This window comes from Allobosea sp. ASV33 (assembly GCF_016428755.1).
Lineage (GTDB): Bacteria > Pseudomonadota > Alphaproteobacteria > Rhizobiales > Beijerinckiaceae > Allobosea.
The window spans coordinates 1-12,853 of sequence record NZ_JAELTI010000032.1; the positions used below are offsets into that span (position 1 = coordinate 1).

The 12,853-nt window shown below is 64.8% G+C and carries 11 protein-coding genes and 2 pseudogenes; 2 read left to right on the top strand and 11 right to left on the bottom strand.

Annotated features, from left to right (window positions below; translation table 11 throughout):
- A partial coding sequence (locus tag JHD80_RS11825; RefSeq protein WP_199087300.1) for a GAF domain-containing protein occupies positions 1-715 on the bottom strand: 715 nt, incomplete at its 3' end.
- Between the two features lie 296 nt (positions 716-1,011).
- Between JHD80_RS11825 and JHD80_RS11830 the strand changes: the two genes are divergently transcribed.
- Positions 1,012-1,524 carry a DUF1993 family protein gene (locus JHD80_RS11830; RefSeq protein WP_199087303.1) on the top strand — a complete coding sequence of 171 codons (513 nt, stop codon included), beginning with the start codon at positions 1,012-1,014 and terminating at the stop codon, positions 1,522-1,524.
- A 368-nt stretch (positions 1,525-1,892) separates the two neighbouring features.
- Here JHD80_RS11830 and JHD80_RS11835 read toward each other — a convergent pair whose 3' ends face one another.
- The 9 genes and pseudogenes from JHD80_RS11835 to JHD80_RS11875 form a co-directional block, all read right to left on the bottom strand.
- Positions 1,893-2,069 (bottom strand): hypothetical protein, encoded by a 177-nt coding sequence (locus JHD80_RS11835; protein ID WP_248311513.1) that lies wholly within the window; start codon positions 2,067-2,069, stop codon positions 1,893-1,895.
- Between the two features lie 108 nt (positions 2,070-2,177).
- Positions 2,178-3,370 (bottom strand): annotated as a pseudogene (locus tag JHD80_RS11840) (IS3 family transposase).
- A gap of 51 nt (positions 3,371-3,421) precedes the next feature.
- Positions 3,422-3,562 (bottom strand): annotated as a pseudogene (locus tag JHD80_RS28680) (GMC family oxidoreductase N-terminal domain-containing protein); the annotation flags it as partial.
- A gap of 125 nt (positions 3,563-3,687) precedes the next feature.
- Positions 3,688-4,086 carry a helix-turn-helix domain-containing protein gene (locus JHD80_RS11850; protein WP_199087309.1) on the bottom strand — a complete coding sequence of 133 codons (399 nt, stop codon included), beginning with the start codon at positions 4,084-4,086 and terminating at the stop codon, positions 3,688-3,690.
- Positions 4,083-5,021, bottom strand: a complete 939-nt coding sequence (locus tag JHD80_RS11855) for an electron transfer flavoprotein subunit alpha/FixB family protein (protein WP_199087311.1) — start codon at positions 5,019-5,021, stop codon at positions 4,083-4,085. Before JHD80_RS11855 ends, JHD80_RS11850 begins: the two co-directional genes overlap by 4 nt.
- Complete coding sequence (locus tag JHD80_RS11860; RefSeq protein ID WP_199087313.1) at positions 5,021-5,767, bottom strand: electron transfer flavoprotein subunit beta/FixA family protein; 747 nt, start codon at positions 5,765-5,767, stop codon at positions 5,021-5,023. The genes JHD80_RS11855 and JHD80_RS11860 overlap by 1 nt, the downstream gene beginning before the upstream one ends.
- A 173-nt stretch (positions 5,768-5,940) precedes the next feature.
- Complete coding sequence (locus JHD80_RS11865; protein ID WP_199087315.1) at positions 5,941-7,965, bottom strand: oxidoreductase; 2,025 nt, start codon at positions 7,963-7,965, stop codon at positions 5,941-5,943.
- 10 nt (positions 7,966-7,975) lie between these two features.
- A complete protein-coding gene (locus JHD80_RS11870; RefSeq protein ID WP_210339873.1) occupies positions 7,976-8,779 on the bottom strand; it encodes an enoyl-CoA hydratase/isomerase family protein in 804 nt (267 codons plus the stop codon).
- Between the two features lie 29 nt (positions 8,780-8,808).
- Entirely contained in the window at positions 8,809-9,588 is a 780-nt protein-coding gene (locus JHD80_RS11875) for an SDR family oxidoreductase (protein ID WP_199087317.1), read from the bottom strand.
- A 480-nt stretch (positions 9,589-10,068) separates the two neighbouring features.
- On the opposite strand from JHD80_RS11875, the gene JHD80_RS11880 reads away from it, so the two are divergent.
- Positions 10,069-10,632, top strand: a complete 564-nt coding sequence (locus JHD80_RS11880) for a TetR/AcrR family transcriptional regulator (protein ID WP_199087319.1) — start codon at positions 10,069-10,071, stop codon at positions 10,630-10,632.
- A gap of 11 nt (positions 10,633-10,643) precedes the next feature.
- On the opposite strand, the gene JHD80_RS11885 is transcribed toward JHD80_RS11880, so the two are convergent.
- A complete protein-coding gene (locus JHD80_RS11885) occupies positions 10,644-12,581 on the bottom strand; it encodes an AMP-binding protein (protein ID WP_199087321.1) in 1,938 nt (645 codons plus the stop codon).
- Between the last annotated feature and the right edge of the window lie 272 nt (positions 12,582-12,853).

Sequence of the window (12,853 nt, forward strand, 5' to 3'; positions counted from 1 at the left end):
AACCGTCATGCAGCCAGACCTTCACATAGTCACGCGCAGACCGGACGCCGAGGATGGTTTGCGGCTCGACCCCGATGGTCTGCCCCGGCCGGCGCAGATAGATCAGTGGGACGAACGGTCTCGAGGCGCCGGCAAGGGAGCGCCCGTCCTTGAAGGAACCATAGCGCGCCAGCGCAATCAGCTCGGCGCACTGAAAGAGCGCCTTGATGTCGGCGGGCGGCCAGCGCCGGATCGTGGTGGTCGCATCGAATCCGATGCAGGCGCGCAATCGCCCCTCGTGAAAGACCGGCACGCTGAGGACGCTCTTGTCGTTTTGCCTGAGCATCTCGACCTGGAGCGCGCGGGCCGGGCGGGGCAGGTCGGCAACGCGGTTGATCATCACCGCCTGGCCCTTCACCAGAAACTGGTGGAGCCAGGCGATCATCGCCACGGGCGTGTTCTGCAGATCCTCGACGAACGAGCGGACGCCTTGCCGGCTCCACTCGTGCGTGTTGCGGAAACGGAGCAACTCGGCGTCGTACTCGAACATCCAGGCCCGATCCGCCGCCGCGAGCTCGCCGATTTCGGCGAGCGCAGCGCTGATCGCAATGTCGATCGGCTCTCGAAACAGCCACTTGGCCATGTGGTAGGGCCAGCTCGGCGCCGCCCCTTCGCCACATGCCTCCGATGGATTGACTTCATAGACGGCGTTGGCCGTGGGAGCCGGATACTCCATGCTGTGAAGGACCTCTCGCCGTCGACCACCGAGTCTACTCACGGCCTATCCTACAGAAAATCGACGCTCACCGGACGACCGAACCGACATAATCTTCTCCCTAGTGGAAGAAACTCGGCCATCGTTGAAGATGAGGGGGCGGAAATGGATATTCCGCCGGCTGGAGTGGGGTTTCCTTCCTGACCCTCTCGCGGCAACCCGAACGGCCCAAAAAGCAGCCGCTCAGAGCGTCCGCGACGGGTCAGAAGCCGACGTCAGTCATGGCGTCTCACGCAACGACATGCGAAGGGTTCGCCATGTCATACGCTCGATCCGCGCACGCCACCTTCGCCAACATGCTCGGCACGCTCGATCATTTGGTCGGCAAGGCTCAAGACGCTGGGATGGCGGACGACATCCTCGGCCACAAGCTGACCAAGGACATGTTTACGCTGGAGCTGCAATTCCGCGTCGCCCTCAATCAGGTTCTGCTAGCCCTTAATCAGGTCGCCGGAATGTCCCTGTCCCTCGAGGAGACAACCTACCGGTCTCTCAGTGAAGTCCGTGAGCGAATTGAGGCGGTGCGCTCACACCTCGATCAGTCTGATCCAACTGAATGGTCATGCGCTGACGATCGAGTGGACCTAACCTTGCCCAACGGGATTCGTTTCATGATGTCGTCGGAGGACGATATCCGAGACTGGATCATGCCAAACTTCTATTTCCATGTGACGATGGCCTATGCGCTCTTGCGACATGCCGGTCTAACCGTCGGCAAGATGGATTTCCTGCCTCACATGGCGCGCCACCGGCTTGCTGCAGAGCGATGAAGGTCGGCTTCGGGTCGATAGCGACAATCCTCCTCCTGCGACAGCAGCTCAGTTTCCCGCTGCCCAAGCCGCCCGCCGCTGTGCCAGGCGGCCACCAGCCTTTCTTCCGTCCACTGCTCGCGGTACGCGGGCCATAGTTCTTTGAAGCGTTCGTTGGCGTCGTCTAGGCTTTCGACATAGCCATGGAAGTCGGCGCGACAGATTACCGGGGCCGACGAAGAACGGCCATCCGCCTTGCGACGTCGCAAGCTCCCTGTGAATCCGGTCGATAATGTTCGCCGCCTGATCGAGCACGAGATAGTCGTTCTCTTCCTCACCTGGCCATGTCAGCCGCAGCCGGACAGCGCTTTCGTCTGTATCGATCGACATCAATCGGTATGGACCTTCGCTACCTTCATCAGCTTGCGAAGCTGCTCGAAAAGGGCCGGGCCTGTAAGCTGTTGCAACGCGTAGCCCTCAGCGACCAAAGCCCGCTGCAATTCACTCAGCGTCTCAAGTCGCCCGGAACGCGCCAGCTCGAACGCTCGCTCCAATGTTGTTTTCATCATTCGACTTCAAGCACATGAGTCGTCGCATCGCGTTAACAATTGACGGGTCGGTTCGATGAGAAAGAAGCACTCGTCTGGCCTGCTGCCGGTTTCGTGGGCGGTCAGTTAAGCTAACCCGACCTTCTTTTCGAACTCTACCGGGCTGATGTAGCCGATGGTCGAGTGCCTGCGAACGGCATTGTAGAAGCGCTCTATTTAATCGAACACGTCGGCACGAGCATCGTCACGTGTCCGGTAGACCCTGCCTCTGATCCGCTCGGTCTTCGGCGACGAGACCCGAAGGGCCGCGCGAAGCAGCGAATAAGCTCTCCATCGCGGCGTTGTCCCAGACATTGCCAGAGCGGCTCATCGAGCAGGTGACGCTGTTGTCGGCCATGAGCTTCTGGAACTGCTCGCTGGCATACTGGCTGCCCTGGTCCGAATGGTGCAGCAGGGCATCCGGCTTTCCCCGACGCCAGATCGCCATCATCAGCGCATCGGTCACGAGCCCGGCGGTCATCTCGGCCTTCATCGACCAGCCCACCACACGGCGGGAGAAGAGGTCGATGACGGCGGCAACGTACAGCCGACCTTCTGCGGTCCAGATATAGGTGAGCCGAAGGCCCGCGAAGCGAATTCGGCGATCCATCGCTGGTTCGGACGCTCGGCATGGAACTCCCGGCCGAGCATATTCGGCGCGATGGTCGACCGCCGGCCCTCATCCCTGGGCAGGCTTCGCCGGCGCGGCCTGGCACGCAAAGCCTGGGCACGCATCAGCCTCTCGATGCGATGCAGGCCGCAATCGATGCCTTCCGCCAGCACGTCCCGCCAGACACGTCTGGCACCATAGGTCCGATCCGAACCAAGGAAGCTTGCCCGGGCCCTGTTGCCGATTTCCTCGTTGTCGCGTGCTCGACGGCTCGGTGATCGGTTGAGCCAGGCATGGAAGCCCGAGCGCGACACATCCAGCGCTTCGCAAAGCCATGCCACCGGCCAGGTTCCCCGGTGCTTCGCAATGAACGTGAACCTCATGTCACGTCCTTCGCGAATTAGGCCGCGGCCTTTTTTAGAATATCGCGCTCCGCCTTGAGCTTGGCCACCTCGCGCCGCAGCTGCTCGATCTCAAGCTGCTCCGGCTTCATCTGGCCATGGCCGGGAAAGGCCTGCGCAGGGTCGGCCGAAAAGAGCTTCACCCATTTGCGAAGCTGGTTCTCATGGACATCCAGATCCCGAGACGCCTGCGCCACACTCACTCCGCGGTCCTTGATCAGGCGGACCGCCTCGATCTTGAACTCACGCCCAAATTGCCTTCGTCGCATACCCCACATCCGGTTTCATGAAACACCCAATCTCGATGTCCACGAAACCGGCAGCAGGCCAGGGCGCCCGATCCCTGACAGCTCGAGAATTTGGGGCGACTGCACAGCGCCCGCACACAAAATAACTTCGCGTCGTGCCTTGGCGAAGAAGCTCCGGCCGCCTCTGACATGCTCAACGCCGGTTGCCTGTTTAGGCACCTTCCATGGCATCGGCACGCGCCTGCTACGCGACTATGCCGATCAGCTTGGTCTCGATCCTGCTTTCACGATCCATGACCGGAAGGACACGGCAAAGCGAAACGCCGGAAACTCCGTCCTCAACTACTCCGCCTGCAGAAGAGCTCGCGAAAGTTGGTGACGTGATGACGTTCCAGAAAGATCGCGAGCTTGACGGCGGCCTCGGTACGCGAGCGCAGCTCGAGGCGCCGGACGGCCTCGGCCGAGTGCGTTTTGACCGTCGCTTCCGAGATGCCGCAGAACCAGGCGATCTGCTTGTTGAGATAGCCTCGCGCGGCCAGCGACAGCACCGCGAACTGGCTCTCGCTCAAAGTCAGGAGGCGCGTTCGGAACGAGGCCTCGTCCTCGAGGAAGCTGGTCGAGAGGAAACGGCCGTCGCTCGCCTGGATGTGGGATTCCACATCCAGCGGTGCGCGGGGGCGGCAGGGCAGCGGCATCTCGCCCATCCGTGCCTTGGCTCGCATCGTCGTCGCCCTCATGGCTTCGACAGTTCCTGCTCCAGCTCGGGCAGCACCGTAAACAGATCGCCGACGAGGCCGTAATCGGCGATCTGGAAGATCGGGGCTTCCTCGTCCTTGTTGATGGCGACGATGACCTTCGAGTCCTTCATGCCGGCGAGGTGCTGGATCGCGCCGGAGATCCCGACCGCGATGTAGAGCTCGGGGGCGACCACCTTGCCGGTCTGGCCGACCTGCCAGTCGTTCGGGGCATAGCCGGCATCGACCGCGGCGCGCGAGGCGCCCATGGCGGCGCCGAGCCGGTCGGCGACGGGCTCGATCACTTTGGTGAAGTTCTCGGAGGAGGCGAGCGCGCGGCCGCCCGAGATGATGATCTTGGCCGAGGCCAGCTCCGGACGGTCGGACTTGGCGACCTCCTCACCCTTGAACGAGGCGATGCCGGGGTTCTCGGCCGCCGCGACGCTCTCGACCGCGGCCGAACCGCCTTCGCCCGCCGCCTGGAAGGAGGCGGTGCGGATGGTGAGCAGCTTCTTGGCGTCGGTCGACTGCACGGTCTGGATGGCGTTGCCGGCATAGACCGGGCGCTCGAAGGTGTCGGGCGAGACGATGCCGCTGACATCCGAGACCTGCATCACGTCGAGGAGGGCTGCGACGCGCGGCAGCACGTTCTTGCCGGTGGTGGTCGAGGGCGCGACGATGGCGTCGTAACCGTCCGCGAGCTTGACGATCAGCGCCGCCAGCGGCTCGGCCAGCGCATGGCCGTAAGCGGCGTCATCGGCGAGCAGCACCTTCTCGACGCCGGCAAGCTTGGCAGCCGCATCGGCCGCGCCCTTGGCGCCCTCACCGGCGACGAGGATATGCACGGGCCCGCCGAGCTTGGCGGCTGCGCTCAGCGCCTTGGCGGTGGCGTCCTTGATCGAGGCGTTGTCGTGTTCGGCGATCAGCAGCGTGGTCATCAGATCACCCCGGCGGTCTTGAGCTTGGAGACGAGTTCGGCGGCGTTGGCCACCTTGACGCCGGCGGAGCGGCCGGCGGGCTCGACCGTCTTCAGAACCTTGAGGCGCGGGGCGACATCGACGCCCAGCGTCTCGGCCGAGGTCTCGTCGAGCGGCTTCTTCTTCGCCTTCATGATGTTGGGCAGCGAGGCATAGCGCGGCTCGTTCAGGCGCAGGTCGGTGGTGACGATCGCCGGCAGCTTCAGCTGGACCGTCTGCAGGCCGCCATCGACCTCGCGGGTGACGTCGACCGAGCCGTCGCCGACCACGACCTTCGAGGCGAAGGTGCCCTGGCCCCAGCCGAGGAGGGCGGCGAGCATCTGGCCGGTCTGGTTGCAATCGTCGTCGATCGCCTGCTTGCCGAGGATGACGAGGCCGGGGCCTTCCTGCTCGACGACCTTCTTCAGCAGCTTGGCGACGGCGAGCGGCTCGACGATGCCGTCGACCTTCACCAGGATGCCGCGATCGGCGCCCATGGCAAGACCGGTACGGATCGTCTCGGCGGCCTGGGCCGGGCCGATCGAAACCACGACCACCTCGGTCGCCTTGCCGGCTTCCTTCAGGCGCAGCGCCTCTTCGACCGCGATCTCGTCGAACGGGTTCATCGACATCTTCACATTGGCGAGCTCGACGCCCGAACCGTCCGCCTTCACGCGGATCTTCACGTTGTAATCAACCACCCGCTTAACGGGCACCAAGATCTTCATCGCTTCACCTCGGCTGCATGGCTCGACGCTGATCGGGCAACCCGGCTGATACTGCCCAGCGCCAATCGCGTTGTCAAACATTCGTTAGTTAGAATTATTGCACTTGGCCGTGCGCGGCATGTCGAGATCGGATATCTCGGGATCCCGGATGGAGCCTCGTTCGCGGTTCGGGTCTAGAGCATCCAGCCCGCGCGCTCGCCATCGACGATCGCATCGGTGACGAGCCGCGGCGTCCGGCAATCGCCGACGAGATGCAATTCGGCTGAGCTCGCCGCCAATGCGACGGCAAGCGCGCTCGAGGCTTCCTGACCCATGCCGAGGATGACGGTGTCGATGCCGGCCAGCGTCGTCGCTTTCCCGGTATAGCGGTCGCGAAGCGCAATCGTCGTCTCGCCGATCGCTTCAACCAGCAGGTTCGGCAGAACCTGCACGCCCTTCGGCCGCAGGCGGCGGTAGAAATCCGGGACATGGTCCGGATGGAGCGCCGCGCCCGCATGGAGAAAGGGCGTGACGATGGTCACTGCCTTGCCGAGATCGGCCAGATGCTCCGCCGCGTAGGCGGCAGAAAGGTGAGGGTCCTCGTCGATCACCACGACCGAGCGGCCGATGGCCTCCGGCCGTTCGAACACGTCCCAGACGGTGAGGACATGCTTGCCGCCGAGCCCGGCGATCGGCGCCTCGCCCTGGCGCAGGCTGGAGCGCCCGTCGCGGCGCGGGGTCGAGCCGGTCGCGAGGATGATCGCCTCGAACCCGGCGAGCAGGTCCGGAGTCGCCTGCGTGCCAAGGCGGATATCAAGCTGGTACTTGCGTAGCATGTGCTCCTGCCAGCGCGTGATCTCGGCGAAGGCGTAGCGGCTCTTCATCTGCGCCGTCATGCGGTTCTGGCCGCCGAGCTGGTAGTTAGCCTCGAACAGCACGACCTCATGCCCGCGCTCATGGGCGACGCGCGCTGCGGCCATGCCGGCCGGGCCGCCGCCGACCACGGCGACGCGCTTGCGGCGACCGGCCGGCTTCATAGTGCCGATGCCGAGCTGGCGCTCGCGACCAACCGCGACATTGTGGACGCAGCCGATGCCGCGGCCCTGGTCGAGCCCCATCAGGCAGGCCTGGTTGGAATAGGTGCAGTAACGGATGTCCTCGACCGCGCCGCCTTGCGCCTTGTTCGGCCATTCCGGATCGGAGATCAGGGCGCGCGCCATGCCGATCATATCGGCCTGGCCGGACGCCACGATCTCCTCGGCGACCGCCGGCGAGGGGATGCGCGAGACCACGCAGATCGGCAGCTTGGCGGCCGCGCGGATTTGTCCGGCGACATCCGCGAACTGAGCTTCCGGTGCGCCCATGTCGGAAATCCAGCCGGGATAGGCGGCCGAGGTCAGGCCGCTGATGTTGAGATAGTCGACCGCGCCGGTCGCGGCGAGGCGCGTGGCGATCTCGATCGACATCGCGGGGTCGATGCCGTTCGGCAGGTCGTCATAGGCGTTGAGCCTGACGCCAATGACGAAGCCGGTGCCGCGCTCCCGGCGGATGCGGGCGATGCTCTCGGTCAGGAAGCGGCAGCGGTTCTCCAGGCTGCCGCCATAGCGATCGACACGCAGATTGGTGTTGGGCGAGAGGAATTCGTGCAGCAGATAGCCTTGCGAGGCGAAGAGCTCGACGCCGTCGCCGCCGGCCTCCGCGACATTGCGGGCGGCGGCAGCGAAGGTCTCGATATATTCCTCGATATCGGCGATCTCCATCGCACGCGGGATCTCGCGGGTGCGCGGGCAGGGCAGGGCCGAGGGGGCGAAAAGCGGGATATTGTAGCTCTTCACTCCGGGCGAATGGAGCTGGCGACCGCTGGCATTGAGCTGCGAGACGAAGCGCGCGCCATGGGCGTGCACTCCATCGATCAGGCGCCTGTAGGCCGGTACCAGTTCGGGATCGTCGATCCGGTCGAGCGTGCCGAGCGGACTGGTCTCCAGTGCGCCGCCCCAGGTTGCCTGCCGCTTCCAGGACGGCGGGAACAGGAAATTCGACATCACGATCAGGCCGGCGCCGCCCTTGGCGCGCTCGACATGATAATCGATGACGCGCTCGACGGCGGAGCCATAACCGGGCGAGAACACCACCGCATGCGGCGCCATGACGATCCGGTTGCGGAGCGTTATCGGGCCGATCTTCAACGGGCTGAAGAGATGGGGAAACGGCCCGTTCATCGTGCCGTTCCTAGCCGGGGAACTGCCTGAAATCGGGCTGGCGCTTCTCGCGATGCGAGGCGAGGCCCTCGACAACTTCCGGCCCGCCGAAGCCGAGCATCTCCAGCGCCAGCGAGGCGTCGAAGCTCGGCCCCATCATGCGTAGCCAGTTGTTCAGCGCGTATTTGGTCCAGCGGATGGCGCTCGGCGCCCCATCGGCCAGCCGCGCGGCGACCGAGACCGCCTTGTCCTGCAATTCGGCATCCTCGACCGCGAGCGAGATCAGGCCGATCTCCTCGGCCTTCTCTCCGGTCAACGGATCGCAAAGCAGGAGATAGTATTTCGCCTTGGCCATGCCGCAGAGCAGCGGCCAGATGATCGCGGCATGGTCGCCGCCGGCGACGCCGAGGCGGGTATGGCCGTCGACGATCTTGGCCGTCTTCGCGGCGATCGAGACATCGGCGAGGATGCCGGCGACCAGGCCGGCGCCGACAACCGGGCCGTGCATGGCCGAGACCAGCGGTTTCGAGAAGTTGATGATGTTGTAGACGAGGTCCTTGGCCTCGCGCCACATCCGGGCGCGCTCCTCATGGGTCGCGATCATCGCCTCGACCACGTCGAGATCGCCGCCGGCCGAGAAGCCGCGACCGGCGCCGCAGAGGATGACGGAACGGACGCTGGGGTCGGCATCGATCTTCGACCAGACATAGGTCAGTTCGGTGTGGCCGATGGCATCGAGCGCGTTCAGCCGCTCCGGGCGGTTGAGAGTGAGGCGCAGCACGCCCTCGGCCGGGCGGTCGAAGAGAATGCGCTGATAGCCGGAATAGTCGCTCATGATCCGTCGTCCTGTTGGCCCGTGTGGGCTCAGATGCTGCGCTTGGAGGTGATGCCGCCATCGACCGTGACGATCGTGCCCGAGGTGTAGCCGGAGCGCGAGGAGGCAAGGAAGACGAAGAGGTCGGCGACCTCGCGTACGGAAGCGGGGCGGCCGAGCGGGTAGTGCTGGAGATACTCGGTATGGCGCTCGGCGTCGCCGAGGCGGGACTGCGCGCGCGCCTTCAGCACCTTATAGATCCGCTCCGTCGCGACCGGGCCGGGATTGATACCGAGCACGCGGATGCCGTCCTCCAGGCTGCGCCCGCCGATCGCGCGAGTGAAGGCCATCAGGCTCGCATTGCCGGTCGAGCCGGCGACATAGTCGAAGTCGAAATTCTCGCCGCCATTGCCGATATTGTTGAGGATGACGCCGGCGCCGCGCGCTTTCATCACCGGATAGATCGCGCGTGTCAGGTCGATATAGCCGAAAACCTTGAGCTCCCAGCCGGAGCGCCATTTCTCCGCGTCGACCGTCCAGAGATCGCCGCCCGGAATCGCGCCTGCATTGTTGACGAGGACATCGATGTCCGGCACCGCGGCCGCCACGGCTTCGGCCGCGCCGGGCGCCGTCAGGTCGAGGGGCTGGATGCGGATATCGACGCCGTGGCTGTCGGCGAGTTCCTTTTGCAGAGCGGCGAGGCGTTCGCCCGAGCGCGCCACCAGATGCAGGTCGGCGCCTTCCTCGGCGAAAGCATGGGCCAAGCCTTCGCCGATGCCTTGCGAGGCCCCCGTAATGACGACGCGCTTGCCTCTCAGAAACAGATCCATGGCACTCGTTCCATCCCCTCGATCCGATTGCGGCCAGGCGCAGGAGCGAGCGTCGCGGAAGCATCGATCCCATGGGCGGATTGGAACCGCGCTTCCGGGATGATCGGGACGCCGCCTCGCTCTTCTGGGCCGTCTTGGTTTTGGCCGGTCCTGCCTCCGGCTGGGCCATCGGTTCGGGTGGCCTGACGGGACTGTAGGGCAGGTACCCTGCAGCAACAAGACAAACTATCGTTTGGTTGAAAAATGACTCGCTTCGCCGCGCCGGCTGCGCTCAAACTGGGCAAGCCCTCAGCTTGATCCTTGAATCAAGGACGGGTAGTGACTCAAAGGTGGCCAGTCGCCGAAGCGGCGGACTATCGCCATGAACGGACGAATGTTTTGGCCTCCGCAAGCCAGGGACGGACCTGATTCAGGATGAAAGCGCGCAGCTCGAAGAACGCCGCCGGCTCCAGTGTTGCGGATAATGCGAAGCAAAGTCCCATGCGCGGTGAAATCCTCGATGCCGCCGCCGAGATCATCGTCCGCCAGGGCTACGAGGCCTGCACGATGCGCGCCGTCGCGGCGCTTGTCGATATGAAGGCGGGCAGCCTCTACTATCATTTCAAATCCAAGGACGAGATCGTCGAGGAAATCCTCAACCAGGGGATCGAGACCCTCTACGACTTCGTTCAGGAGACGATCCGCAAGCTGCCGCAGGAGGCCCCTTTCGCGGAGCGGGTCGAGGCGGCGGTGCGCGCGCATATTTCCAGCATGGTCGGCAAGGACCGGAAATACATGCACGTCTATGAGCATCTGCCGCCGATCATCAAACGCCGCAGCCGCAAGATGCGCGAGAAATATGCCCATCTCTGGCATGAGCTCTTTGCCGGCGGCGTTGCCGGGGGCGATGTCGATCCCGGCACCGATCTGGGCATCCTCGTACCTTACTTCCTCGGCGGGCTGAACCGCGTTCCGGAATGGATCCGCGCCAGCGGCGCCGGTAGCGATGCGGTCGCCTCGCTGGCCACCGCCACCGTGCTCAAGGGCATCGTCATCCGCCGCTGAGCGGGGAGTTCTCAAGCCGGAGGCGCGACCCGGCGGATCTCGTCGAGTGCCGCTTCGTTGTCGACCGAAGAGAGATCGCCAGCCGGTTGCCCGGAATAGAGGCTGCGGATCACGCGGCGCATCACCTTGGAGCTCTTGGTCTTCGGCAACATCGCGACGACATGGACATGCGACGGCCGAAACGGCCGGCCGAGCCTGATGTCGATATGGGCCGAGACTTCCTTCGGGATATCGGCCCCGGTCTTGTCGGAGGGCACGACGAAGACGACGAGCTTCTGGCCCTTGACGGGATCGTCGACGCCGATCGCCGCCGCTTCATTCACGCCGGGCAGCTCGAGCACGACCTCCTCGACCTCCGCCGGCCCGAGCCGCTTGCCGGCGACCTTGATGGTGTCGTCGGAGCGGCCGCGCAGCATGAAGCCGCCTTCGCGCAAACGGATGGCGAGGTCGCCATGCAGCCACAGGCCCGGCACCGCGCTCCAATACGTTTCGAGATAGCGCGCGTCATCCTGCCAGAACGACTTGGTCATTCCGACGAAGGGCTCGCGCACCGCGAGCTCCCCGACCGTCTCGCTGATGGGGTTGCCCTGCGGGTCGACGACATCGATCGAGACGCCGGGTGACGCCGTGTTGAAGGCGGTCGGCAGGATCGGCTTGACGATGACGCTCGACAAAAGCGCGCCCGAGACCTCGGTGCCGCCGGTATAGTTGATCACCGGCGCGAGATCGCGCCCGAAGTGGCGCTGATACCAGAGGAAATGCTCGGGGTCGATGCCCTCGCCGGCGGTGATCAGCAGGCGCACCGAGGAGAGGTCGCCCTTGGCCGCGAGCGCCTCATGCGCGGCAAGCCCACGGATCAGCGTCGGGGCAGAGCCATATTGCGTGACCTTGTGCCGCTCGACCAGTTGCGACATGCGCGACCAGTCGGGGAAATCTGGCGCGCCATCGTAGCAGACCAACGTCGCGCCCCGCATCAGCGTGGAGCAGATGATCAGCGCGCCGGCGATCCAGCCCATATCGGCCGGCCAGAAGAACACGTCGCCCGGCTTCACGTCGAAATGCACGGCGGAATCGTGGGCGATCTTGAGCGGCAGGCCGCCATGGACATGGACGGCGCCCTTCGGACGGCCGGTCGTGCCCGAGGTATAGATCACCATGAACGGGTCGTTGGCGCCCATCCGCTCGGCGGCGAAGCCCTTCGGCGCATCCTGCTCGACCGCGCTCCAGGCTTCCGACAGGGCGAATTGCGGGGAGTGCTCGATGGCGGCCTTCAGGATCACGCGCTCGACGGTCGGGAGCCGCTTGCAGGCCTCGATCACGACTGCGCTGGTGTCGACCAGCTTGCCGCGGCGATGGAAGCCGGCGGTCGCGATGATGGCGCGCGCCTCGCAGGCGCCCAGCCGCGAGACGATCGCGTCCGAGCCGAACCCGCTGAACAGCGGCACGACGATGGCGCCGAGATGGGCGATCGCCAGGAAGGAGATCGTGGCCTCGACACCGCTTTCCATCAGCAGGCCGACTCGATCGCCGCGCCCGATGCCACGCACCTTGAGGCCGGCCGCGAAGCGCTCGACCCGCTGCCGCAATTCGGCATAGGTCACTTGCTTGACGCTGCCATCCTCGCTTTCGGCGATGACGGCCGGGCGGCTCGCGCCGCCGTCGCGATCGCACCAGGCGAAGACCGAGTCGGTCCAGTTCAGTTCGCCGCCGATGAACCATTGCGGGAACTGCTTGCCGCGCGAGAGGTCGGCATAGCGCTCATAGGGCTTCGACCAGACGATCCGGCAATAGTCGTTGATCACCTTCCAGTAGGCGGCGGGATCCTCGACCGAGACGCGCTGCAGGGCATCGAAATCCGCGACGCCGAGCAGGCGCGCGATCTCCGTGACATTCGCCTCCGCGATCTGCCGCGAGGAAGGCTGCCAGGCTTCGCCGGATGCTGCGTTCATGATCTTGGCCTTCGATGCGAATGTGTTTGGGGTGGCTGTCGATCGCCGTGCCTTGCGGCAGCATGTGACCCTTCAGGCGGCTGGCGGGCTGGCGACCTTGATCCGAAACCTCAGCATCGTCTTCTCCCGCATTTCGCGCCTTCGTCTTGCCGGCGGAATGGTCGGCCGAGGGATGGAAGGCGGCGGCAACAATCGATGCATCAGCTTTAAGCCGACGCATCTAACGTTTGAAAGGTCCGAGCATCCTATGCCTTTGGGTGGCATAGGCAAAA

Coding starts and splice junctions, on each gene's coding strand:
- JHD80_RS11850 (WP_199087309.1), bottom strand. CDS start 4,086: ATGAGGGCGACGACGATGCGAGCCAAGGCACGGATGGGCGAGATGCCG.
- JHD80_RS11855 (WP_199087311.1), bottom strand. CDS start 5,021: ATGACCACGCTGCTGATCGCCGAACACGACAACGCCTCGATCAAGGAC.
- JHD80_RS11865 (WP_199087315.1), bottom strand. CDS start 7,965: ATGAACGGGCCGTTTCCCCATCTCTTCAGCCCGTTGAAGATCGGCCCG.
- JHD80_RS11875 (WP_199087317.1), bottom strand. CDS start 9,588: ATGGATCTGTTTCTGAGAGGCAAGCGCGTCGTCATTACGGGGGCCTCG.
- JHD80_RS11870 (WP_210339873.1), bottom strand. CDS start 8,779: ATGAGCGACTATTCCGGCTATCAGCGCATTCTCTTCGACCGCCCGGCC.
- JHD80_RS11835 (WP_248311513.1), bottom strand. CDS start 2,069: ATGAAAACAACATTGGAGCGAGCGTTCGAGCTGGCGCGTTCCGGGCGA.
- JHD80_RS11860 (WP_199087313.1), bottom strand. CDS start 5,767: ATGAAGATCTTGGTGCCCGTTAAGCGGGTGGTTGATTACAACGTGAAG.
- JHD80_RS11885 (WP_199087321.1), bottom strand. CDS start 12,581: ATGAACGCAGCATCCGGCGAAGCCTGGCAGCCTTCCTCGCGGCAGATC.
- JHD80_RS11830 (WP_199087303.1), top strand. CDS start 1,012: ATGTCATACGCTCGATCCGCGCACGCCACCTTCGCCAACATGCTCGGC.
- JHD80_RS11880 (WP_199087319.1), top strand. CDS start 10,069: ATGCGCGGTGAAATCCTCGATGCCGCCGCCGAGATCATCGTCCGCCAG.